Here is a 22,641-nt window from a genome sequence, read left to right as displayed (position 1 = left end):
AATCTTGTGGAGTAACCCTTCAGCCTCCTGAACGGTCCTTCTCCGACATCGGGGCATTGTCCCTATGGTGGCGGAGGTCCGCAGGGCGTCGAGGACCGCTTGTAGTGGGTTCCGGCCCCTGTTCTCCAGCGCTCGGCACACGCTCGTCCGGATACCCCGGGGTCGCGGCCCTCGCTCACTCTGGCTCCCGTAACTCGCCTTCCGCATCAGTAGCCGGACGCACGTCCCGTTCCGCATGGTTGCTCGACGACGGCCCGCCCTCGAGTTCCACGAACGTCAGCAACTCCGCTCCGTACTTGTGCAACCGCTTCGCCAGCCGCGTGGCGTGCGGATTCGACCAGTTGCCGGGGCTCAGATCGACGCCCCGGGCGTGGAGCCGCGACCGCTTCAGGTCGTGCTCCTCCGAGGGCTTCACCCCGCGCGTTCATTCCGCCCGCACCACCGCCGAAGACTCGCCGCAACCGCTTGGCGAAGTCGGGCCAGTCGCCGGCAGGTAGCCGTGGTCGTCCACGAACTTGAGTTTCACTTTACCGGCGTCGATCTGCTTCTGGAGCGCTGCGGCGACGTTGTCGGCCGTTGCGGTCTTGTACTTGATCGGCTCGCGCACTCGGTCGCCGGCCCGCGCCGCAACGGGCGGCGACCGAGTGCGCGCAGCAGGCAGGTGCCGATTCGACACATGGCCGATTCCGGAGGGGAGGCGGGATTGGAACGTAGCAGAAGCGGCGCGGCGGGAAATACCCGTCTGGACGATACTTGTCCAAACAAGTATTATCTCCGGGACGCTCCTTCGGAGACCACAATGTCCCAAGTAGACACGCTGCGCGTTGCCCGGCCTTCCGCCCTGATCAGTGCCGCCGCTTACATCACCCTGCTCGCCGCCGGAATCGGGCTGGTCGCCCTCGTGTGCCGCACGGGGGCCGATCTCACCGCACCCGCAACGACCGCCATCGCCGCGCCGACGTCCACCGCCCCGCCTGTGGACGTGGTGCTGCACGTCATGGCGACGCTGGTCGCGGTGATCTTCCTCGGGACGGTCCTCGGGCGCCTCTGCCGGTGGGTCGGCCAGCCCCCGGTCATCGGCGAAGTGATCGCCGGCATCGTCCTCGGGCCGTCACTGCTCGGGGCCGTCTGGCCGCAGGGGATGCACTTCCTGATCCCCTCGGCCGCCGCGGACCCCAAGGGACAGGTGCCCGCGGCGATCAAGGCCGTCTCGACGATCGGGGTCGTCCTCTACATGTTCCTGGTCGGGTTGGAACTGAACGCCGCCCGGCTCAGGAAACAGATGCACTCCGCTGTCGCGGTTTCCCACGCCAGCATCGTGGCGCCCTTCGTCCTCGGCTCGGCGCTCGCCCTGGCGCTGTACCCGACCCTCGCCCCGGCGGGAGTGCCGTTCACGAACTTCGCACTGTTCATGGGGGTTGCGATGTCCATCACGGCGTTCCCCGTGCTGGCCCGCATCCTCACCGACCGGAAGATGGAGCGGACCGAACTGGGGACCGTGGCGCTGGGTTGCGCGGCGGCCGACGACGTGACCGCGTGGTGCCTGCTGGCGCTGATCGTCGGCCTCGCACAGTCGCAGGTTTCGAGCGTGGTCGCGATCGCCGCGCAGGCCGCATTGTTCGTCGCGGTGATGGTGCTGGTCGCCCGGCCGCTCGCCGCTCGACTGAATTCTCGGCTCGACGCGACCCCCGGCCCGCTCCCGCCGCTGGTCGTTTCGGGCACGTTCCTGGCGGTACTCGCGTCGGCCCTGGCGACGGAGGCGATCGGCATTCACGCCCTGTTCGGCGCGTTTCTCCTCGGCGCCGTCGTCCCGCACGACGGGCGGATCGCGAAGGAGTTCACCACCAAACTGAAGGACCCGGTCACGGTCCTGCTGCTGCCCGCGTTCTTCGCGTACACCGGGATGCGGATGCAGATCGGACTGGTCAGCAGTGCGGGGGACTGGCTCTGGTGCGGGGCGATCGTGCTCGTGGCAACGGTCGGCAAATTCGGCGGGGCCATGATCGCGGCCCGGCTCACCGGCCAGTCGTGGCGGGACTCGGCCGCGCTGGGGGCGCTGATGAACACCCGCGGGCTGATGGAGCTGATCGCGCTGAACATCGGGCTGGACCTGGGGGTAATCAGCCCGACCCTTTTCGCCATGATGGTAATCATGGCCCTCGTCACTACGGCGATGACCAGCCCGATCGTCGGCCTGCTGGTCCCTCCCGCGCCCGAGGAGGGGGCCTCCTGACCATAAATCCTCCGGCTGCCGGCGAGTACCCGCGTGCCAATGACCCGGCCCGTCGCCGCCCGCCGGTTCGCCCCCTCGAACTGGAGGCGTTCCTCGGTAGTGGCCCACCGGTTGGGATTGCTCTAAAGTGTTGGGATGCTGGACGCAACACCCCCTCGTCCCCCGATTCCGCCGTGCCCCCGGTGCGGTGCGACCCATGTGGTGCGCAACGGTCTCACCCACTCGGGCACTCCGGGGTTCCGGTGCCGGGGGTGCGACCGGCGGTTCGTTGCGGACCCGAAGACCGGACCGGTCCCGGAGGCCACGAAGGATCTGGTGCGGCGCCTGTTGGCCGAGCGCATGGGAATCCGGGCCATCGCGCGGGCCGTCGGGGTGTCCCGGTCGTGGCTCCAAGGGTTCGTCAACGAGCTGTATCGACAGGAGACCCCACACGAGCCGGGACCGCCCCCAAAAAGTGCGGCCCGGTCGTGATCGAGGCCGACGAATTGTGGAGCTTCGTGGGTTCCAAGGGTGATGTCCATTGGGTCTGGGTAGCCCTGGACTTGGGCACCCGGCGGGTGCTCGCAATGGTTCTCGGGGACCGGTCCGCAGCCACGGCCCAACGGCTCTGGGACGCGCTCCCGCGCGGGTACCGGACCGGGGTCACCGTGTACACCGACTTCCTCGCCTCGTACCGTGGCGTGATCCCACGCGCCCGGCATCGACCCGTGGGCAAGGACACGGGCCTCACCGCCCACATCGAACGGTTCTGGCTTACCCTGAGACAACGATGCGCCCGACTCGTGCGCAAGACTCTCACGTTCTCCAAGTGCCCCAGGAACCACCTCGGCGCCTTGTGGTATTTCATACGCCTGTACAACGAATCCCGACATTAGGGCCACTACCCGTTCCTCGGACTGTGGCGCGCGCCCGACCCGGCGGTGGGCTTCGGCCACCCAGTACCCGAGTTCCTCGGCGGCCTGCGAGGGTACGCGGCCCTCGAGGTCGTGGAGCGTGACGGCCTGGCGCAAGCGCCCCCGAGAGTCGATATTGTGAACGAGCCAAGCCCGGTTGGAGATCTCCCGCACGAAGCACCGGCGGCATTCGACTCATAAGCACATTCAGGCCGACTAAACCTGTGCGGTTCGGGTTCGTTCCAGCAACTCCCACTTTGGTGGTCGCGGCTTTTGCACAAGACGGGCGAACGGGCGAAGCCGGCGTGAAGATCGCGCGGAATCTCTTCGCGTGTCGCGCGTAAAATCTCCAGCGCCAGCAGGCATTTCTCATCTGCACCCAGTCTTCACCGCCAATTCACTGTCATCGCGGTCTCCGGTCGAGAAAATCGCCGTGGCACCTTAAATCGCGATTTCGGAGCCAATCAGCATGTCAGGCCTTTCCCGTCGTGCGCTCCTCGGAGCGTCGCTGGCCGGCGCATTAGCGCCGTCAATTCGTGCCGCCCAGCCACAACGGTCGGCGCTCGACGCGCCCCTCGTCGGCGGGCCGGACGATTTCACGTTCCAACCGACCACGCTGTTCCTGACGTGGCACCGCGACCCAACAACGACCATGACCGTGCAGTGGGTCGGCACCGTGGGCGAAACGGCCGACACCTCGGTCTACTACCGCCCCGCGAACCTGGGCGCATCCGCGCACCTCGCGATCGCGGCGGGTACCGCCCGCGTGGGGGTGTGGAAGGCGCAAACAACAAGCACGAAGCCGTACCCGAAAACTGACTTCAAGGTGTTCCGCACCGAGCTGACCGGGTTGGTTCCGGGGACCGATTACGAGTTCCGCATCGGAAAGTCGTCGCCGGTGTACCGGTTCCAGACGATGCCGGCGAAGGCGAACGACGCGATCCACTTCGTTTCGGGCGGCGATTGCGGGGTGAACGCCCACGCGGTCGCGAACAACATCCAGGCCGCGCGCCAGAACCCGATGTTCGCGGTGGTGGGCGGGGACCTGGGGTACGACAACGGCCGCTCGGTCGAGGTCAGTCTCGCGTTCCTGCGGAACTACTCGAAGCACATGGTCGGGAAGAACGGGCGCATGATCCCGATGATTACGTGCATCGGGAATCACGAAGTGGACGGCGGGTTCGGGAAGACGCGCGAAAAGGCGCCGTTCTACTATGCGCTCTTCGACGGCCTGTTCCCCGATACGGGCTACAGCACACTCGACTTCGGCGACTACCTGAGCCTGGTGATGCTCGATACGGGCCACACCTCGGCCATCGGCGGCGATCAAGCCGACTGGCTCGAAAAGACCCTCAAGGCCCGAAAGGATCACCCGAACACGATTGTGGTGAACCACGTCCCCGCGTACCCGTCGTTCCGCAAGGCCGAAGTCCCCGCGGACGGTAAGGAGGGCACCGGTACGGGTGCCGGGAACCGCAAGCACTGGGTTCCGCTGTTCGAGAAGTATCGCGTGCCGGTGGTTCTGGAGCACCACGACCACACGTTCAAGCGCACCAAGCCGCTGATCGGCGGGCTCGCGGACGACAACGGCGTGCTGTTCCTCGGCGACGGGTCGTGGGGCCGGCTCCGCGCCCCGCAAGCGCCGGACAAGCTCACGTACCTGGCGGCCAGCAGCGGCGACTACCACCTCACGCTCCACCGCATCCAGGGCAGGGAGCGGTTCCACCTCGCGATGGACGAGAACGGCCGCGTCATGGACGCGAGCCGCACCGGTCAGCGGAAGACCGGCGCGGTGGCAGTAGGCGGGTAACGGGACCGCCCGTGGTTGTGTGGGACGCGCGAAGCTCTGATGAATGCCGAAACGCCGCGAGAAATGCGGACGACTCGGAGCGGCATTGTTTGTGTTGACTCGCACACCCGCGGGCGGATTCATGGCGGAAAAGCCCCGATCGACCGTGATTCGGCAACTGCGGTTCGTCGTGGCTTCCTGGAAAGAGGACACGCGGACCGACGTCGAACTGCTCCGCCGGTTCATCCAGACCCGCGACGAGCAGGCGTTCACGGCCCTCGTCGGGCGGCACAGCGAACTGGTGTGGGGCGTGTGCCTCCGGGTGCTCCGCAACCAGGCCGATGCAGAAGACGCGCTCCAGGCAACATTTCTCCGACTCTCGCGCGACGCCAAGCGCATCCTCAACAAAGAAGCACTCGGCGGATGGCTCTTTCGGGTCGCGCGCGATTGCTCGATCGACCTCCAGCGCTCGATCGCCCGTCAACGGCGCATTGAGGAGCGGGTTGCCGAAGTCGCGCCTCACAACGACGAATCGGCCGCGAGCGACCTTCGGATGCTCCTCGACGACGAACTCGCGCAACTGTCACAATCGGAACGCGCCGTTCTCGTCCTCTGTTGTCTCGAAGGGCGCACCTACGCGGACGCGGCCCTCGAACTCGGGTGCTCGACGGCCGCGGTTCACCGGCGCTTCGTCCGCGCCCAAACACGACTGCGCCGCCGGTTCGCTCAACACGGCAAAACCGCGACAAAGATCCTCGCAGCCGTTCTCACCGGGGCGGCACTCCCCGCGGCTTCCGCCGCACCGCCGGCTCTTCTCGCACAAGCCGTAGAAACCGGACTCGTCGTCGCGCGCACGGGGCTGCTCCCCACGACTCGCGCGGGTGTGTTTGCGAGCGCAGCACCTTCGACAGTGGCGAACGGGACCAACCGCACTGGTACCGTGTTCGCGGTCTTGGCGGTTGCGGTCGTCTGCGTCGGAGGTGCGATCGCATTCATGATCTCGCCGGAATCGCCCCCGGCTCCAACACCCGAAGCCGAAGCACACCCGCGGGTTGCCCCCGCCCGGCCGCACACGCCGGTAACGGGTGTGGTTCGCGGACCGAAAGGTGAGTCGGTTGCGGGCGCATCAATCGTAGCTCTGGCGCGCCGGCCATTCGGACCGGGCGAGCGCGGGTTACGCGACGAAGCGATCGCAACGACTCGCACCGACGCAGAGGGGCGATTCGCGCTGTCCGTGCCCGATGACTTCGACACGTGGTTTTCGGGGCGTGTGGTTACCGTGCAGGCGTCGGGACCGAACTTCGCTCCCGCGACGCTCCCGGTCCGACTGCGCCCCTCACCGGGCGAGATCGAACTGAAGTTGGCGGCCGCGTCCGATCTAAAGGGCAAACTGCTCGACAAAACCGGGCACCCGGCGGCCGGTGTGCGTGTCGAAGTGGTCCGGATCGGCGACGCGGTCGCGGAACCCGTCGTGGGGCGGGCGGACCTCACTTCCCCACCGGCGTGGCCGAGCGCGGTAGTGAGTAGCGCGGACGGCACGTTCACGCTCCCGGCGCTCGGTGGTTCTGTGAACGTGTGGGTTCGCATACTCGATCGGCGGTTCGCCCTCGATAGCTTCCGCGTCGATGGAGTGAAGGTCGGGGCGGTGGGCGAGTTCCGACTCGATTCGGCGCGCCCGCTGACGGTCGAAGTACGGGCCGGCGACACCGACGCGGTCCTTGTCGGTGCGCGCGTCACGGTCATCACGGACCGCGTCGCGGCACACCCGCACTTCTGCGCAACCGATCACGGCATCCTCGGCCCGCGGTCCATCCCCGCCGACATCGACGCAGTAACAGATAATCGAGGGCGGGTGCGCGTAAGCCTCGCGCCGCACGACCGCGCGGAAGTGCTCGTTCACCCACTGGCCGAGAGTGGGCCATACGTCGGCGTGCGCACCCGGATCGAGGTGACGAGTGATTCGACGGACCAGCGGCTCGTCGTGCGCGTACCGCGCGGGCGCCGGCTCACCGGCACGGTCACGGACGAGAACGGGATGCCGCTCGCGGGCGCCGCGGTTCACTGGGGCCGCGAATCGGCCACGCGCCCGGAATGGAAGGACGACGTCCTCGTCGGGCGCGACGCGATCACGCGCACCGGGTCCGATGGTCGTTTTTCACTTCCCGTGTTGCCCGGGGCGTGTTCGGTTCGCGTCTACGGCCCGACTCCTGACTTCGAGACGGCTTCCGCGAAACTCCCCGGCACGACTCACACCACGATCTTCGCGCACCACATTGCACGAATCGAAGTCGCGGAGCGCGGAGACGTGCCCGCCGTGAAGGTCGTGCTCCGCTCGGCGCGATCCATCAGTGGCACGGTGCATCACCCCGGCACCGACAGCGGCTCGATATTTCTGCTCGCGTCGGGGCGTGTGTCGCCGGTGCGCGGGTACGCGGCCCTACCCGCGCCGGTGCGCGGAGCGGCGTTCACTGTTCCCGGGTGCCGCGAGGGGTATACGACGCGCGCGTACCTGCTCGATCCGGGCGCCCGGGTCGGTGCGGTCATTGATCTGACCGCCGTGACCTCTGGGGCGCCGGAACCGAGCGCCCAACTGCTCGCGTGCGGCACGATCCGATTTCGTGTGCTCGGCGCTGATGGCAGGCCGAGGGTGGGGCAAGAAATCGGGCTGTCGCTGCTCGTCGAACGCGACTGCGTGAGCGGCTCGAAAATCGGCGAACCACTCGCGGACCCGCAACCGGTCGAGTGGTTCGATGCGACGAACTACCCGGCGCGCCCGAAGACAAACGCCGAAGGGATTGCCGAGCTGCCCGCGCTAATCCCCGGTGCGCGGTACGCCATCGCGGTCGGTTCCGGCGCGGGTCGGGTCGTTCTCGGCAAGTTCACAATCAGCTCAGGCAAGACGATCACGGTTCCCGATGTGGTTCTGCCCGGCACTTCTGAAGGAGGCACGCGATGAAAGTGGCTCTCGCAGCGCTCATGGGGGCGACGATCGTAGCGGCAGGGTTCACCGCCGATGCGCCCGCGCCTGTGGGCACGGGCGCGAAGCGGACCGTGACGTTCCAGGACGGCGCGAACGGCTACGCCGGCACCGTGGACATCGAAATCTGGGCCGTGTCGCCGAACACGTGCCTCGAAGGGAACCCGAACGCGAGCAGCGACGCCGACAACGACGGCGGCGAGAGCCAAATTCTGATGCGGTTCGAGAACGTCATCGGCGACAAGCTCGGGCAGATCCCGCCGAAGTCCGCCATCCATTCGGCCAAAATGGTCGTGAGCGCGTTCGATCCGGGCGATACGGTTCACCTGCACCGGATGCTCGTGCCGTGGAAGCGCACCGCGACCTGGGCGAGCGTGGTCGCGGGGGTCACCGCCGACGGGCTCGAAGCCTCGAAGCAGAAAGACAGTTTCACGTTCGGGAAGATCTCGGCCAGTTCGTCGGACATCCCCTTTGAAGTGACGGACACCGTACAGGCGTGGGCCAACGGCGCGCCCAACCACGGCTGGGTGTTCATCAACACCGGCGGCAACGGGTGGGACTTCTACACGTCCGAGTTCGAGGACGTAAAGCAGCGCCCGAAATTGGTGGTCGAGTTCACCCCGCCCAAGAAGTGACACCACACTAAACACCAGACACCAAAAACATCAAACCGCGAGGATCAGTATGAGCAGCCCGCAACCCGGTACCTGGACCGCGGACCCGACCCACTTCGCCCGACCCACGCGCCGCGACCTGATTCGCGTCGGCTGGCTCGGGGGGCTCGGACTGTCGCTCGGCGGGTTTCTCAAAATGGAAGCGGCGGTGAAGGCCGCGGAACCGGCCAGTAAGGTCGAGGCGAAGGCGAAGTCCGTTATCCACATCTACCTCCAGGGCGGGTTCGCCCACATGGACAGCTTCGACCCGAAGCCAGATGCGCCGGCGGAGTACCGCGGCATCCTCGATACGGTCGAAACGAAGCTCACCGGGGTGCGGTTCAGCGAGCACATGGCGAAGACCGCGGCCGTCGCGGACAAGCTCACGGTCGTGCGCAGCATGACGCACACGGAAGTGGACCACAGCCGCGGCGAGCACAGTATGTTCACCGGGTACCGGCCCAGCCCGGCGCTGACGTACCCGAGCATGGGCAGCGTGACCGCGCAGCAGCTCGGCGTGCGGAACGACATGCCGCCGTACATCGTGGTGCCCACCGCCGGCAGCCAGTACCTCAACAGCGGGTACCTGAGCAACCAGTACGGCCCGTTCGCGCTGGGGACCGACCCCGGCCGGCCCGGGTTCGCGGTGCGCGACCTGGCGCTGCCGCGCGGCGTCGATGACGCGCGGTTCGCGACGCGCAAGGAGTGGAAGGAACTCGTCGACGATCACTTTGCGAAGACCGAGAAGGACGACCAACTCGCTGCGATGGACAGTTTCTACCAGCGCGCCTACGGGATGCTCAACTCCCCCACCGTGCGCGACGCCTTCAGCCTGAAGAACGAGACCGAGGAGACCAAGAAGCTCTACGGCATGGCGGGGCTGACCGGGCCGCTCGCGTTCCGCAACGGCGGCGCGGCGCGGTTCCTGATCGCGCGCCGGTTGGTCGAGGCGGGGGCTCGGTTCGTTACAGTCACGTTCGGGTCGTGGGACACGCACGCATTCCACTACAACGGCATCCAAACGCAGATGCCGGTCCTCGACGTCGCGCTCGCAGGGTTGGCCACCGACCTGGACCAGCGCGGGCTGCTCGACAGCACGCTGATCGTGGTGAACAGCGAGTTCGGGCGCACCCCGAAGGTGAACGCGGGCGGCGGGCGTGACCACTGGCCGCGCGTGTTCAGCGTGGTGCTGGCCGGCGGCGGGATCAAGCGCGGCCAGGTCTACGGGGCCAGTGACGCGCTCGCGGCCGAACCGACCAAGAACGCGCTGGGCGTCGAGGACTACGCCCACACGCTGTACCACCTCCTCGGTATCGACGCGAAGAAGGATCTCATGTCGCCGGGCAACCGCCCGCAGCAGATCGTCATGAACGGCAAGATTGTGAAGGGGCTGTTGGCTTGAGAGCCGAAGACGTGATGGCCACAAGAAAGCACAAAGGGCACAAACGAGAATCACAAATGAATTGCACCTCGGTCCGCGTCCTCTTGACTGTGTTTGCGCTTGCTGTGCCTTTTTGTGGCCACTCCTTTTCTGCTCCCCCGACCCTCGAAGGGGTCGCACCCGGTGTCGGTCAGCGCGGGACCGAGTTCACGCTGACCATTACCGGCGCGCGACTAAATGATCCGCAAGAATTGATGATGTACAGACCCGGCGTGGTCTGCACGAAGCTGACCGCGAAGGGCGAGAACGAAGTGACCGCGACACTGAAGTCGGCGCCTGACTGCAAGCTCGGGGAATACCCATTTCGGTTGCGCACCAAGGGCGGCGTGTCCGAACTCCGCACGTTCCGCGTCTCGCCGTTCCCCGTCGTGCTCGAAAAGGAGCCCAACGACACGCGCGAACAGGCCCAACCGGTGCTGGTGAATGTGAGCGTTGCGGGCGTGGTCGAGTCGGGCGGCTCGGATTTCTTCGCGGTCACTCTGAAGAAGGGGCAGCGGCTCGCGGCCGAAGTCGAAGGCGTCCGAATGGGTGGCGAACTCAACGACACGGCCATTGCCGTATTCGGGCCGGATGGGAAACAACTGGTCGCGGTCGATGATACTCCGCTGTTCCGCCAAGATCCGTTCGTTACGGTCCTCGCGCCGAGTGATGGTACCTACGTGGTTCAAGTACACGACACCAACTTCGGGGGCGGGGACACGAACCGTTACGTGCTCCACATCGGCACCTTCACCCGGCCCGGCGCGGTCTTCCCCGCCGGCGGGCAAGCTGGAACCGAAGTCGCGGTGAAGCTATTCGGTGACGCGGCGGGCGAGCGATCCGAGCGGGTCAAACTTCCGAAGGTCGGCACCCCGTTCGAGTTCTACCCCTCCGATCTCAACGGCAACGCGCCGACCCCCAATCCGTTCCGCGTGTCCGCGTTCCCGAACGTGAACGAAATCGAACCGAATGACGATCTGAAGCAAGCAAATACTGCGGCGGCCTGGCCGGTCGCGTTCAACGGCATCATCGAGAAGCCCGGCGACGCGGACCACTTCCGGTTCCGTGCCAAGAAGGGCGACGTGATTGATGTGCAGGCGTTCGCGTTCCGTGTCGGGTCGCCGCTCGATACGGTCGTCGCGGTGCTCGACGCCGGCGGCGAACTCATCGGTGCCAACGACGACGACGAAACGCACGACAGCCGGCTCCAGGTCGCGATCCCCGCGAACGGTGAATACTTCGTCCGCGTGACCGACAAGCGGAAGCAGGGCGGTTCGGCGTTCATCTACCGCGTCGAACTCGATCGCCCCCAAACGGGCCTCGCAGTGTTTCTGCCCGAGCGCAACCGGAAGACCCAGAACCGGAACGTCATCACCGTGCCGCGCGGGAACCGCGTTACCGCCTACCTCGCGGTTCGGCGTGATGGATTTACCGGGCCGGTCACCCTCGCCACGAGCGAACTGCCCGCGGGCGTGAAGGTCGGACTGAACGCGCTGCCCGCGGAAGAGTACCTCCTGCCCGTCGTGTTCGAGGCCGCTGCGGACGCGCCACTTGGCGGGCGCTTGATTGAACTGACTGGGAGCGCCGGTGACTCGAAGGTGCCAATTACGGGTGGCTTCACGCAGCAAGTCACTCTCGTGCGCGGCCCGGGGGATTCGGCCCTTCACGCGGTCACACTCACACAACTCGCGATCGTGGTCGTGGAGGAATCGCCGTTGTCGGTCAGCATCGTTCCGCCGGCCGCGCCGATCGCCGCCGATGGGACGCTCGATGTGACCGTGCGCATCACGCGCGCAAAAGACTTTGCTGATCCGGTTGAAGTGACTTTCCCCTGCTTGCCGCCCGGCGTCGAGGTTCCGACCGCGGTTCTTATCCCCGCGGGCAAGACAGAAGCCGTCGTCACGCTGGTCGCGAGCAAGGACGCCGAGCGGGGCGAGTGGAAGCTCATCGCCGAGGCGAACGTCGCCCGCCCGGGGCGCGCTGCACGTGATCCGCTCGCGGCTCCAACGGGAATGGGAGGCGCGGGTGCGGGGGGCGGCGGTCGCCGGTCGCGCCGGTCGCCCGAAGGGATGCCCCCGGTCGCGTCCGAGATGCTCTCGGTCAAGCTCGCCGAAGCCCCGCTGAAGGGCAAATTCGACCTCGCAGCGGGGGAGCAGGGCAAGACTGTCAAAGTGGTCTGCAAGCTCGAAGGAGTGCCGATTGGTGGGACATTCACCGCGAAACTCGATGGCCTCCCCCCCCGTGCAACTGCGAAAGATGTTCAAGTGAAGGGGGACGCGAAACAGGTCGAGTTCACCGTCGCCATCGACGCGACCACACCTCCCGGAACGCACGCTTCGCTCGTGTGCGAACTCATCGGCACCGTCGGCGGGCAGAAGGCCGTCTACCGGCTCGGGCGCGACGGGACGCTGAAGGTCGATGTGCCGGGAGCAGTGAAGACCGATGCGACCGGCAAGCCGCTCAGCCCGCTCGATGCTCTGCGGTTGGAACAAAAGAAGAAGTAACTGCCGAACACGAGTTGGAACTCGCGCGCCACAAACCCAAGAACCGAAGACCGGCCACCACGAGGATTTTTCCTATGCGTTTTGCGCTGATCGCTGCTGTGTTGGTGGCTGTCGCCGCGCCGGCCCGCGCGGCGGCGCCGGTGCGAATCACCGTGGCGCCGGACAAAGTCGAGCTGACCTCGGCGCGCGACCGGCAAGGGCTCGTCGTGCAAGCGGAGTTCGCCGACGGCAGCACGAAGGACGTGACCGCCAGCGCCACCTTCGCGCTCGACAAGCCCGTCGCCACGATCACGAACGCTTTTCTCGCACCGGCGGGCGACGGTACCGCGACTCTCAGCGTCGCGTTCGGCACGTTCTCAGCGCAGGTGCCCGTAACGGTGACGAAGGCGCAAGAAGCGGAAGCGCTCCGCTTCCGCACGGACGTGATGCCGGTTCTCACGAAAGTGGGCTGCAACACGGGCAAGTGCCACGGCTCCGCGTCCGGGAAGGACGGGTTCCGGTTGGGGCTGTTTGGGTACGACCCCGAGGGCGATCACTTCCGCATTACTCGCGAAATGGGCGGGCGCCGGGTGAATCTGGCGACGCCGGACGATTGCCTCCTCATCAACAAGTCCACCGGCAAAGTTCCGCACACCGGCGGTAAGCGGATCGAGCCGGGGAGCGAGAACTACTTGTTGATGCTGCGCTGGCTCGAAGCCGGTGCGCCCAAAGACCCGAAGGCCACGGCCAAGCCGGTGAGCATTGAGGTGTTCCCGAAGCGGGCGGTGTTCGCGACGAAGGGCGAGGCCCAGCGCCTCGTGGTTCGCGCCAAGTACGACGACGGTACCGACCGCGACGTGACCCGGTTCACCGTGTTCGTCGGTAACAACGATGCGGCCGCGACCGTTTCCGACGACGGCGTGATTACGGGGACCGGGCCGGGCGAAGCGTTCATCCTCGCCCGGTTCGATCAGTTCACGGAAGGTAGCGCCGTCATCGTTCGGCCCGGCACGGAGTTCACCGATCCGAAGACGCCGGTCTTCAACTACATCGACACGCACGTTTACGCGAAGCTCAACAAGTTGCACGTCGTCCCCTCGGAGGTGTGTACCGACGAAGTGTTCCTGCGCCGCGTGTACATCGACTTGCTGGGCCTCCTCCCCACCCCCGCGGAGCGCGAGAAGTTCCTCGCCGATACCGACACCAAGAAGCGCGAGAAGCTCGTCGATGCGCTCCTCAATCGCGGCGAGTTCCAGGACATCTGGGTGATGAAGTGGGCCGAGATGCTGCAGATCCGCACGATCAACGGCATCAGCCAGAAGGGGCTACAACTTTACGACAAATGGCTCCGCGACAAGATCCGCGGTGGCGCGACCATCGACCGGGTCGTGCGCGAATTGCTCCCGGCCGTCGGCGGGACCTTCGAGAACCCGGCCGTCAACTACTTCCAGACGGAAACCACGCCGCAACTCCTGGCCGAGAACGTGTCGCAGGTGTTCCTCGGCACGCGCATCCAGTGTGCCCAGTGCCACAATCACCCGTTCGACCGCTGGACGATGGACGATTACTACGGGTTCGCCGCGTTCTTCAGCCAGGTCGGATACAAGAACGCACAAGACCCGCGCGAACTCACCGTCTTCAACGCCGGCTCGGGCGAGATGCGACACCCGCTCGGGGACCGGCTCGTGAAGCCGAAATTCCTGGGCGGTGACGCCCCGGAACTGAAGCCGGGCCAGGACTACCGCGCGGCCCTCGCGGACTGGCTGACCAGCACCGACAACGCGGCGTTCGCCCGGAACATCAGCAACACCGTCTGGGCGCACTTCTTCGGGAAGGGCATCGTGGACGCGGTGGACGACGTCCGTGTGTCGAACCCCGCGAGCAACCCGGAACTACTTGATGCGCTCGGCAAGAAAGCCTCCGAGTACAAGTTTGATGTGAAGAAGCTCGCACGCGACATCTGCCTCAGTCGCACGTACCAGCTCTCGACAAAGCGGAACCCGACGAACGAGTGGGACGAGCGGAACTTCGCGCGCCAGACGGTGCGCCGGATGCGCGCGGAAGTGCTCCTCGATTGCATCACGCAGGTGACCGAAACGACGAACCGGTTCCCCAATTTGCCGCTCGGTGGGCGGGCGGTTCACCTCCCGGACGGGCGCACTGCGAACTACTTCCTCACCACCTTCGGCCGGTCCAACCGCGCCACCGCGTGTACGTGTGAAGTGAAGACCACGCCCACGCTCTCGCAGGCGCTGCACTTGCTCAACGGTGAAACCACCACGGGCAAGATCGGAGAGGGCAAGGTGGTTGAAGCACTGCTCGCTGCAAAGAAAGAACCGGGCGCAGTGGCCGAAGAACTGTACCTGCGGTGTTTGGGTCGCAAGCCCACCGCGAACGAAACCGCGAAGGTTGCTAGTCGGCTCGAACAAGCGACCGACAAGAAAGAGGCGCTCGAAGACCTGTTCTGGGCGCTGTTGAACACGAACGAGTTCATCTTCAACCGTTAATCCGAAGTGACGAGTGATGAGTCCGGCCGATCAATTTCGCTAACCTCGAGGACCACCGCTGTGACGATGCGCCTGTGTACGTTCTTGGCACTTGCACTCATCACTCATCACTCGTCACTCGCGACTCCAGCAGCGCGTGCGGATGAGAAGAAGGCCGACGATGCGAAGGTCACGTTTGATGGCCAGGTGCGCCCGATCCTCGCGAAGCGGTGCGGGAAGTGCCACAGCGCGGAGCGCCCCCGCGGTGAACTCGATCTTTCTAACTTCGCGGCCGTGATGCTTGGCGGGGTGTCGGGCCGGGCGGTTGTTGAGGGGAAGCCGGACGTCAGCCCGCTCTACACGATGACGGCGCACCTCGAAGACCCGAAGATGCCGCCGAACAGCCCCAAGATCCCTCAAACTGAAATCGACACCCTCCGCAAGTGGATCGAGGGGGGACTTCTCGAGAAGGCGGGCGGAGCGGCTTCAACAACGGTCACGCCAACCCCCGCACCGAAGAACCTCGATGGGCTCGGCAAAGTGGCCGTGTTGTCACGGCTCACGCCCGTCACCGCGCTCGCGGTCAGTCCCAGCGCGTCACTCGTCGCGGTCCCGGGGAAGAGGCAAGTTCTCCTCTACGAACTCCCCACCGGCAAAGCGCTCGGAGCGCTCGCGTTCCCAGAAGGCGAGGTTCACGTTCTCCGGTTCTCACGCGACGGCAAAGTGCTGCTCGCTGCGGGCGGCGTCGGCGGACAGTCCGGGGCCGTCGTCGGGTACGAAGTCGGTTCGTGGAAACGGCAATTCGCGGTTGCCGACGAGAACGAAGCGGTCCTCGCGGCCGACATTTCTGCAGACAAGACCCGCATCGTGTTCGGCGGCCCCAACCGCATCGTGAAGGTGGTTTCCGTACCCGACGGCAAGATCGTTCACACGTTTCGCAAGCCGACGGACTGGGTGCTGTCGGTCGGGTTCAGCCCGGAGGGGTTGCTCGTCGCGGCCGGTGACCGGTTCGGCGGACTCTACGTGTGGGAAACGAAATCCGGCAAGGAGTTTTACACGCTCCGCGGGCACACGAAGGGTGTGACGGGCATCGCGTGGCGCGCGGACTCGGACGCGCTCGCAACGAGCAGCGAAGATCACACGGTGCGCGTGTGGAACATGCACGCGGGAACCGAAGCTGCGAAGTGGGAGGCGCACGACGGAGGGGCGACGGACATCGCGTTCCATTTCTCTGGCGCGATTGCTACCACGGGGCGCGACGGGCGCGTGAAGCTGTGGGACGAGAAGGGGAAGCGCGCGGCCGAATTCGGCCCCGCGGACGACGCGGGGCTAAAAGTCGCGTTCACTGCGGATGCGAAGACGGTCCTTTCCGGCGACTGGTCCGGCGCGGTTCGGACATGGCCGGTCGCGGGCGGAACCGGGGTGAAACTCGCTCTGCCACTCGAAACGAAGCTCGCACCGCTGGCGGCGATCCCCGTACCGACACCGAACCTGCCCGTCGCGGCCGTTCGACCCGCTGCTCCGGTCGCGCTACCGACCGCGCTCGCGGCTCTCCAGGCGGAACTGGCCCGCAAGCGAATTGCACTGAAGGCCGTGGAGGATGCAGCGGAAAAACTCAAAGACGAAGCCGCTCGCAGCCCGAAGAACGCGGCGCTCGCAAAGGCCTACCTGCAACTGTGCGAAGCCGCGCTCGCGATGAAGGCCGAAGTGGTCGAAGCAGAAGCAGCAATTACTGCGGCCGGAAGCGCGGAGGGTAAAAAGTGATGCCAGTTCAAACCGTCTCAAGTCATAAAGTCGAAGGTCGTAAAGTCGAAGGTCAACGACGCAAACGTTCTCGACTTTATGACTTGCGACCTTGCGACCTTCGACTCCTGCTCGTCCTCGCTTTGATCCTCGCACCCGGACTCTCACTCCGCGCCGCAGATTGGCCGGTGTGGCGCGGCCCAAAGGGTGACGGCATCGTGACCGATGCCGCGGTGCCCACCAAGTGGAGCGCGACCGAGAACGTCGTTTGGAAGGTCGAAGTGCCCGGTGCCGGGCACTCGTCGCCCGTCGTCTCGAACGGGCACATCTTCCTCACGTCGTTCGATTCATCGACGACCGACCGGATGTTGCTCTGCTTCGACCGCAAGGACGGCAAACTGCTCTGGAAGCAGAGCGTGCTGAGCGCTACGGCCGAAAAGATGCACAAGAACAATACGCCCGCCAGTTCCACGCCCGCGAGTGATGGCACCCACGTGTGGGTCACTTTTTTGGACGGCGAGAAGGTCGCGGTCGCGTGCTACTCCTTCGCGGGCAAACAGCTCTGGTTGAAGTCATTCGGCGGGTTCACCTCCGCACACGGGTTCTGCGGAACGCCGGTACTGTTCGGCGATCTCCTGATTGTTAACGGCGATTCGGACGGCGATGCGTTCGTCGCCGCGCTCGACAAGAAGACCGGCGAGACGAAGTGGAAGATCGACCGCCCCAACCGGGTGCGGTCGTTCAGCGTGCCGCTGTTCGTGGAGGTGCGAGGGAAGGCGCAGGTGGTTCTGGCCGGGAGCAAGTCGGTTGCTGCGTTCGAGCCCACCACCGGTAAACAGCTCTGGATCGCGGACAGCACCACGGACAAGTTCGTCGCGACGGTCGCGTTCACCGAAGGGCTGATCTTCGCGACCGGCACCAGCCCGAACAGCACGCTCGTCGCGCTGGACCCGACCGGGACCGGTAACGTCACCAAATCGCACACCAAGTGGTCCGACACGAAGACTGCGTCCTACGTCCCTTCACCGCTCGCGTTCGGGAAACACCTGTTCGTGCTGTCGGACTCCGGGATCGCAACGCTGCTCGAAGCGAAAACGGGCAAGAAACTCTGGTCCGAGCGCCTCGGCTCGCGCCTGCACCACGCCTCCCCGCTCCTCATCAACGGCCTGATCTACTGCCTCGCGGACGACGGCGCTACGTACATCTTGAAGCCCGACGAGGAGTACGAACTGGTCACGAAGAACACACTGGGCGAGGAGTGCCACGCGACGCCAGCCGTGTCGGACGGGCAGTTGTTCATCCGCTCCGCGACGAGCCTGTGGTGCATCGGGGCGAAAGGCACCGCGAAGCACCCGTGACCCTTCATAATAGATTCTAATGAATGGTTAATTTTCTTCTCGTGCTCGACATCAGGGCTTCACGAATTGCGGGTAGCGTACCGTCGGCTACTTGTTCCCGCTGCTGGGTCATCATCCCTTGCTCGGAGCCTCATTCATGAACCGCCCGGACCGTTGGCGTGGGTTTACACTGATCGAACTCCTTGTTGTTATCGCGATTATCGCCATTTTGATCGGACTGTTACTCCCGGCCGTGCAAAAGGTGCGCGAGGCCGCCGCGCGCATGAAGTGCCAGAACAATCTGAAGCAGCTCGGTCTAGCGATGCACAACCTGGAAAGCACGACGGGCAGCTTCCCGCCGGGTTACGTGACTTTTTCGGAATCGTATACCTCAGCGCCGAATAACCAAAACTCCGATGGCTCGGTGCGCGGGTCGTACCCGAACTTCCCCGCCTTCGTAGTCACGGGTTCTCAAGGGGGCGGGATCGTGACGAGGGCCGAAGTGTTCGGCCCCGCGTGGGTGATGCACGTCAACTCTTACATGGAGCAAACGACGCTCGACCAGCGCGTTCAACAGGGCGTGGCTTCCGACGACCTGAACGAGTCGTGCCCGTGGGACAACCTGGACGGTCTCCCGCAGCGCCGCCCGGATATTGACACGCAGAGCTACATCCGCAAATTCATGCAGTGCCCCAGCGCGGAACAGTCCGAAATACATTACAACGATTTGAACCTCGAGAATCTGTATAAGGGCAATTACGTCGCGTGCTTCGGTGGCGGGTTCATGCGCGACGCAACGCCGCGGGGCAATTCGCAACTCGCGGGCGTGTTCAAAGCCGTAACGGACGTCAAAAAATTCCCTTACGGAGATCGGTTCGCGGCCGGTAAGGGAACCCGAATCACTGGTATCGGCGACGGCACCTCGAACACCGTAATGCTGAGCGAACTGCTGGCCAATCACGTCCCGGACGGTCGAACGTCGTCGACCTCGAGTGCCATGAACCGGGACGTGCGCGGTGCGATGCTCTGCCCAATGATGGGCGGCAACTCTTTCAGTGGTGCGTTCCCGCCGAACTCGCGCGGTACGGACATCACCCAGGGGTGTCCCCCCTCGGGTGATCTGGCTGCGAAACCGGCCGGCGACCCAATGTTTTGCACCTTAGACCGCAACCTCGATCCCACCACCGGGGGGCAATGGGCCGTTGCCGCACGCAGCAAGCACACGGGGGGAGTCAACGCGGTACTTGCCGACGGGTCCGTTCGTTTCATCCGCGAGGGTATTAGCGCCCAGCAGTGGTCGGCACTGTGTACCGCGAACGGCGGCGAGGTCGTGAACATCGATTAAAACCCGATCCTGTGCGTGCCGGCGTTGGGCCGGCACGCGGTTTTCGACACACTGGCGGGGAGTTCCGATGTTCGGCGCGCGTGCCTCGTGTTGTGCTATCGCTCTTGCGCTCTCCGCGGTCGGTTGCGGTTCCTCGGGGGTCGGCACTGGGGCCGATATGGGCGGTGAAGAGGGGCGGCGCGTCGCGCTCCTCATCGAAGACATGAACGACGCAAAGGGGAACCAGAAACGGACGGTCGAAATGTTTGTGAAGGGCACGAAACCGCCCGACCCGAAGAAACTCGCCCCCTACGATTACGCGGTTCAGGGCAAACCGGCCATCGCGGGCGAGACCGCGACCTGCAAAGTTCGGATCGACAAGCCAACGGGAGAAAAGGTGGGTGAGGTCGAGTGGACCTTCGAGAAGGAAGGGGACAAGTGGAAGATCAAGACCGCCCCGCTCCCGTAACTGCGGCGAACCGGGGGTGGATCGTCTCCCCGGTCTTCGATCTGCTCTTCCTCGCGAACCTCGGCTGGCTGCTCCTTTTGCTCCCGGGGCTCGCGACCCGGACCGATACGGCCATCGATTTCTGGCAGGTCTATTTCCTCACGCTCCCCCACCGGTGGATCACGCTCGTCCTCGTCCTCACCGACACGGACCGGCGCAGCGCCCAAACACACAAACTCGTAGCCGTTGCAGCGCTCGTGGCCGTTCTCGTAACAGGGGCGTTCTTCGGCACCGGCGCGTTCCTCTGCCTCGCACTCGTCGATTACATCTGGAATTCCTGGCACTTTGCGAGCCAGCACGCGGGCGTGCTCCGCATGTACGCGCGCAAGGTCGGTGGCGGGTCCGCGTGGCTCGAGCGCTGGGGGCTGCGCGCCTTCGTGACTTACGGCGCGCTCCGCGCCGCGGGGTGGGCCACGGGCGGGATCGAGGCCGACACTTCGTACCTTCCGTGGTTAAAGGGAACCGACTGGGCCGTGCTCGTGGTTCCGGTCGCGCTCATTCTCACCAATTTCATCGGAGCCACACGCGACCGGATCGGGAAGCTCGCGTACCTCGCGAGCGTGTGCGCGCTCTACACCGGGTTCGTACTCAGCTTGCACTTCGGTTGGTCCGGGTTCGTGGTGATCTTCGCCGCCGCCGGTTCCATGTTCCACGCGGTGGAGTATCTCGCGATCGTTACGCACTACGCGCGCCGGCGCGAGGCGGTCGGGAGCCCGGGCCGGTTCCGCACACTTGCCCGGTACTGGACGCTGTTTCTGGGCGGGTACGTTCTCGCGCTCGGTTCGGTCGGGGTGCTGGCGTCGCGCCCGGATAGTGGGCTGGTCGTGCTCTGGCAGGGACTGAACCTGTGGGCCGCGTTCGTTCACTACGCCTTCGACGGGATGATCTGGAAACTGCGCCGGCCGGAAACGGCCGCGGCCCTGGGGGTTACGCAACCATGATGCCCTCGGATTTGCGCTTCGCCGCCGGGTGCGTTCTCGCGGTGGTAGTTCCCGCCGGCATTCTACACTTCGGGGACACAGACGAGCGCCTCGCCGCGGGGCTGACCGCGGCGCCGTTCGGGTGGGCGCGCGTGCTCGTGGCGCACCTCGTGACCGCACTGCCGCTGGGGTTACTCGTTGCCGGGTGGCTGCGCTCGGTCCCCGCGGTGAACGGTTCGACCGGAGCACTGTGGGCGGGAATCGGTGTCGGAGCCGCCGCGCTCGGTACGCAGGTGTGCCCGGCATTCGGCGATGCCATCAGTGGGGGGGAGTTCGGGGCGGTCCCCCTCCTGGTGCTTCGCGCCGCGATCGCTTTCGTGATGGCGTTGCCGTGGTGTATTGTGGCCACGGGCACATCTGATTCAAATGCCCGCCTGCTTATGAATCCCGGGGTGCTGTTTGGGTTGGCAACGGGGGTTGCGGTTCTCCCGTGCGGCCTTTTCGCCGAGGCTGTTGTTGCAGCGCGGACCGAACAGGCCGGCGACTTGATCCAGCGCGAACGGATCGTGCGGGCCGATGCCGTGCTGACGGGCTTGATCGAACTCGGGAGCGATCGGCCCGTTGGTAAGAAACTGCCCGCAGCGATTCGCAAGGATCTCGCCACGACGATTCCACGACTCAAACGGTCCGGGGACCAACCGCTCCCGGCGAACGCGAAACCGAGCGACCGACTCAACCGCGCGCTCCTGATGATTCAAATCGATCGGCTCGACGAAGCCGCCACGCTGCTCGAACCCCTCGCTGCGAACGACACCGTGGCGCTGCTCCTCGCGACCGTCCACCGCGACCAGGAGCGGTGGGCGGAAAGTGACGAGTTGTACTCGCGCGTGCTGGAAAAGTTTTCCCCGCGCGCGGAAATGAGCCCGCCGGCGCGCGAGGCGTGCTTCACCGCGATTGAAGGGCGGGCATTTAACGCCCGCTCCGATCGGCGCCCGGCGGACGCGGAACGTGCCCTAAAATACGGTCTCGAAGTGCTACCGGATCGCGCCGCGCACTTTCACTTTCAGCTCGGGCAGCACTACCACGACGGCGGGCGCCCCGGTTTGGCGCTCGAACACCTCCGCGAAGCCGCCCGACTCGATCCCGCCCGCTTCGGGGGGCCAACGGCCAAACTGATCCGACAAATCGAGACGTCCACTCCCGCGTGCATGTCGTGGCACGCAATTTGAGGCGTTCAGAAGGGCGCCCGACTACGAACCCGCCGCGCCACCGACACGGGTCCGCGTCGCTCGGCTGCGCGCCGGAGCGCGCGCGTCGCACCGGGGCTCGGCCTCTCCACCTTCTGCACTCGCGCGCTCAATCGGATGATTGCTCCTCAGCCCCGGTGCATCACATCATCGAGTGCCACCCGCACCCGCTCGTCGGTCGGGTGCCGTGCCGCGGGGGTACGCGCCTGGCTGTCGCTCTTGTACAAGTTGGAGCCGCGCCCGGCGCTCGGACCCCAGTGCCTGCCGGAATGCACGCATTTGAGCCAGCCACCCGGTGTGGTTCGGGTCGGTCCGATCGAGGCCCCGCACCCGCGCGCCCGTTATTGTTTCTCTTCCTTCTCGGCTTCGTTCTTCACATAGTCCTTGAAGGCGGCCATGTTGTAGCTGATGAACAGGAAGGCGTGGTGCAGCGCCTGATACGTCTCGTCTTCGGGGTCGTCGGCATAATCCTTACGTAGTGCATAAAGCTTCGCGAGCAACTGGTCGGAGTTCGGCACGGATCGGTCCTCGGTCACTGGGACTGAGCGCGGCGGGCGCGCAATGTCGATGGGAATTCTACCCATCTTGACGCGGCGCGGCACGGGTGCTACCGTCTCGGGCCGCGCTA

Annotated in this window: 18 protein-coding genes; 15 read left to right on the top strand and 3 right to left on the bottom strand. The window is 65.5% G+C overall.

Annotated elements, in window-relative coordinates:
- Window positions 1-175 precede the first annotated feature (175 nt).
- Complete coding sequence (locus tag J8F10_RS12015) at window positions 176-415, bottom strand: hypothetical protein (protein ID WP_210654052.1); 240 nt, start codon at window positions 413-415, stop codon at window positions 176-178.
- Between the two features lie 9 nt (window positions 416-424).
- Window positions 425-676, bottom strand: a complete 252-nt coding sequence (locus J8F10_RS12010; RefSeq protein ID WP_210654051.1) for a hypothetical protein — start codon at window positions 674-676, stop codon at window positions 425-427.
- A gap of 123 nt (window positions 677-799) precedes the next feature.
- Between J8F10_RS12010 and J8F10_RS12005 the strand changes: the two genes are divergently transcribed.
- The 15 genes from J8F10_RS12005 to J8F10_RS11935 all read left to right on the top strand — a co-directional run bounded on the left by J8F10_RS12005 (window position 800) and on the right by J8F10_RS11935 (window position 21,995).
- A complete protein-coding gene (locus J8F10_RS12005) occupies window positions 800-2,233 on the top strand; it encodes a cation:proton antiporter (protein WP_246523200.1) in 1,434 nt (477 codons plus the stop codon).
- Between the two features lie 201 nt (window positions 2,234-2,434).
- Entirely contained in the window at window positions 2,435-2,704 is a 270-nt protein-coding gene (locus J8F10_RS12000; protein WP_210652490.1) for an IS1 family transposase, read from the top strand.
- Window positions 2,701-3,108, top strand: coding sequence for an IS1 family transposase (locus J8F10_RS11995; RefSeq protein ID WP_210652489.1), 408 nt, complete (start codon window positions 2,701-2,703; stop codon window positions 3,106-3,108). The genes J8F10_RS12000 and J8F10_RS11995 overlap by 4 nt, the downstream gene beginning before the upstream one ends.
- A gap of 487 nt (window positions 3,109-3,595) precedes the next feature.
- Window positions 3,596-4,936: a purple acid phosphatase family protein gene (locus J8F10_RS11990; RefSeq protein ID WP_210654050.1), complete on the top strand. Its 1,341-nt coding sequence runs from the start codon at window positions 3,596-3,598 to the stop codon at window positions 4,934-4,936.
- A 121-nt stretch (window positions 4,937-5,057) separates the two neighbouring features.
- Window positions 5,058-7,871, top strand: a complete 2,814-nt coding sequence (locus J8F10_RS11985) for a sigma-70 family RNA polymerase sigma factor (RefSeq protein ID WP_210654049.1) — start codon at window positions 5,058-5,060, stop codon at window positions 7,869-7,871.
- Window positions 7,868-8,527, top strand: a complete 660-nt coding sequence (locus tag J8F10_RS11980; protein WP_210654048.1) for a DNRLRE domain-containing protein — start codon at window positions 7,868-7,870, stop codon at window positions 8,525-8,527. The genes J8F10_RS11985 and J8F10_RS11980 overlap by 4 nt, the downstream gene beginning before the upstream one ends.
- A 49-nt stretch (window positions 8,528-8,576) precedes the next feature.
- Complete coding sequence (locus J8F10_RS11975; protein WP_210654047.1) at window positions 8,577-9,947, top strand: DUF1501 domain-containing protein; 1,371 nt, start codon at window positions 8,577-8,579, stop codon at window positions 9,945-9,947.
- A 56-nt stretch (window positions 9,948-10,003) separates the two neighbouring features.
- Window positions 10,004-12,469: a PPC domain-containing protein gene (locus J8F10_RS11970; RefSeq protein ID WP_210654046.1), complete on the top strand. Its 2,466-nt coding sequence runs from the start codon at window positions 10,004-10,006 to the stop codon at window positions 12,467-12,469.
- A gap of 74 nt (window positions 12,470-12,543) precedes the next feature.
- Window positions 12,544-14,955 carry a DUF1549 and DUF1553 domain-containing protein gene (locus tag J8F10_RS11965; protein ID WP_210654045.1) on the top strand — a complete coding sequence of 804 codons (2,412 nt, stop codon included), beginning with the start codon at window positions 12,544-12,546 and terminating at the stop codon, window positions 14,953-14,955.
- A gap of 66 nt (window positions 14,956-15,021) precedes the next feature.
- A complete protein-coding gene (locus J8F10_RS11960) occupies window positions 15,022-16,698 on the top strand; it encodes a c-type cytochrome domain-containing protein (RefSeq protein ID WP_246524189.1) in 1,677 nt (558 codons plus the stop codon).
- Between the two features lie 167 nt (window positions 16,699-16,865).
- Window positions 16,866-18,035 carry a PQQ-binding-like beta-propeller repeat protein gene (locus J8F10_RS11955; protein WP_315854107.1) on the top strand — a complete coding sequence of 390 codons (1,170 nt, stop codon included), beginning with the start codon at window positions 16,866-16,868 and terminating at the stop codon, window positions 18,033-18,035.
- 136 nt (window positions 18,036-18,171) lie between these two features.
- Window positions 18,172-19,359, top strand: a complete 1,188-nt coding sequence (locus J8F10_RS11950; protein ID WP_210654042.1) for a DUF1559 family PulG-like putative transporter — start codon at window positions 18,172-18,174, stop codon at window positions 19,357-19,359.
- A 157-nt stretch (window positions 19,360-19,516) separates the two neighbouring features.
- Window positions 19,517-19,807 carry a hypothetical protein gene (locus J8F10_RS11945; RefSeq protein WP_210654041.1) on the top strand — a complete coding sequence of 97 codons (291 nt, stop codon included), beginning with the start codon at window positions 19,517-19,519 and terminating at the stop codon, window positions 19,805-19,807.
- Entirely contained in the window at window positions 19,777-20,787 is a 1,011-nt protein-coding gene (locus J8F10_RS11940) for a hypothetical protein (RefSeq protein ID WP_210654040.1), read from the top strand. The genes J8F10_RS11945 and J8F10_RS11940 overlap by 31 nt, the downstream gene beginning before the upstream one ends.
- Complete coding sequence (locus tag J8F10_RS11935) at window positions 20,784-21,995, top strand: tetratricopeptide repeat protein (RefSeq protein ID WP_210654039.1); 1,212 nt, start codon at window positions 20,784-20,786, stop codon at window positions 21,993-21,995. Before J8F10_RS11940 ends, J8F10_RS11935 begins: the two co-directional genes overlap by 4 nt.
- A gap of 359 nt (window positions 21,996-22,354) precedes the next feature.
- On the opposite strand, the gene J8F10_RS11930 is transcribed toward J8F10_RS11935, so the two are convergent.
- On the bottom strand, window positions 22,355-22,531 hold the full coding sequence (locus J8F10_RS11930; RefSeq protein ID WP_210654038.1) for a hypothetical protein: 177 nt from the start codon (window positions 22,529-22,531) through the stop codon (window positions 22,355-22,357).
- Window positions 22,532-22,641: the final 110 nt, after the last annotated feature.

The sequence above is a fragment of the Gemmata palustris genome, assembly GCF_017939745.1.
Classification (GTDB): Bacteria; Planctomycetota; Planctomycetia; order Gemmatales; family Gemmataceae; genus Gemmata; species Gemmata palustris.
The sequence above is the reverse complement of the archived record's forward strand: the minus strand, read 5'-3'. Positions and strand labels throughout refer to the sequence as shown.

Bases quoted from the DNA above. Each gene is read 5' to 3' on its own strand.
- J8F10_RS12005 (WP_246523200.1), top strand. From the start codon at position 800: ATGTCCCAAGTAGACACGCTGCGCGTTGCCCGGCCTTCCGCCCTGATC.
- J8F10_RS11990 (WP_210654050.1), top strand. From the start codon at position 3,596: ATGTCAGGCCTTTCCCGTCGTGCGCTCCTCGGAGCGTCGCTGGCCGGC.
- J8F10_RS11985 (WP_210654049.1), top strand. From the start codon at position 5,058: ATGGCGGAAAAGCCCCGATCGACCGTGATTCGGCAACTGCGGTTCGTC.
- J8F10_RS11980 (WP_210654048.1), top strand. From the start codon at position 7,868: ATGAAAGTGGCTCTCGCAGCGCTCATGGGGGCGACGATCGTAGCGGCA.
- J8F10_RS11975 (WP_210654047.1), top strand. From the start codon at position 8,577: ATGAGCAGCCCGCAACCCGGTACCTGGACCGCGGACCCGACCCACTTC.
- J8F10_RS11970 (WP_210654046.1), top strand. From the start codon at position 10,004: ATGAATTGCACCTCGGTCCGCGTCCTCTTGACTGTGTTTGCGCTTGCT.
- J8F10_RS11965 (WP_210654045.1), top strand. From the start codon at position 12,544: ATGCGTTTTGCGCTGATCGCTGCTGTGTTGGTGGCTGTCGCCGCGCCG.
- J8F10_RS11960 (WP_246524189.1), top strand. From the start codon at position 15,022: ATGCGCCTGTGTACGTTCTTGGCACTTGCACTCATCACTCATCACTCG.
- J8F10_RS11950 (WP_210654042.1), top strand. From the start codon at position 18,172: ATGAACCGCCCGGACCGTTGGCGTGGGTTTACACTGATCGAACTCCTT.
- J8F10_RS11945 (WP_210654041.1), top strand. From the start codon at position 19,517: ATGGGCGGTGAAGAGGGGCGGCGCGTCGCGCTCCTCATCGAAGACATG.
- J8F10_RS11935 (WP_210654039.1), top strand. From the start codon at position 20,784: ATGATGCCCTCGGATTTGCGCTTCGCCGCCGGGTGCGTTCTCGCGGTG.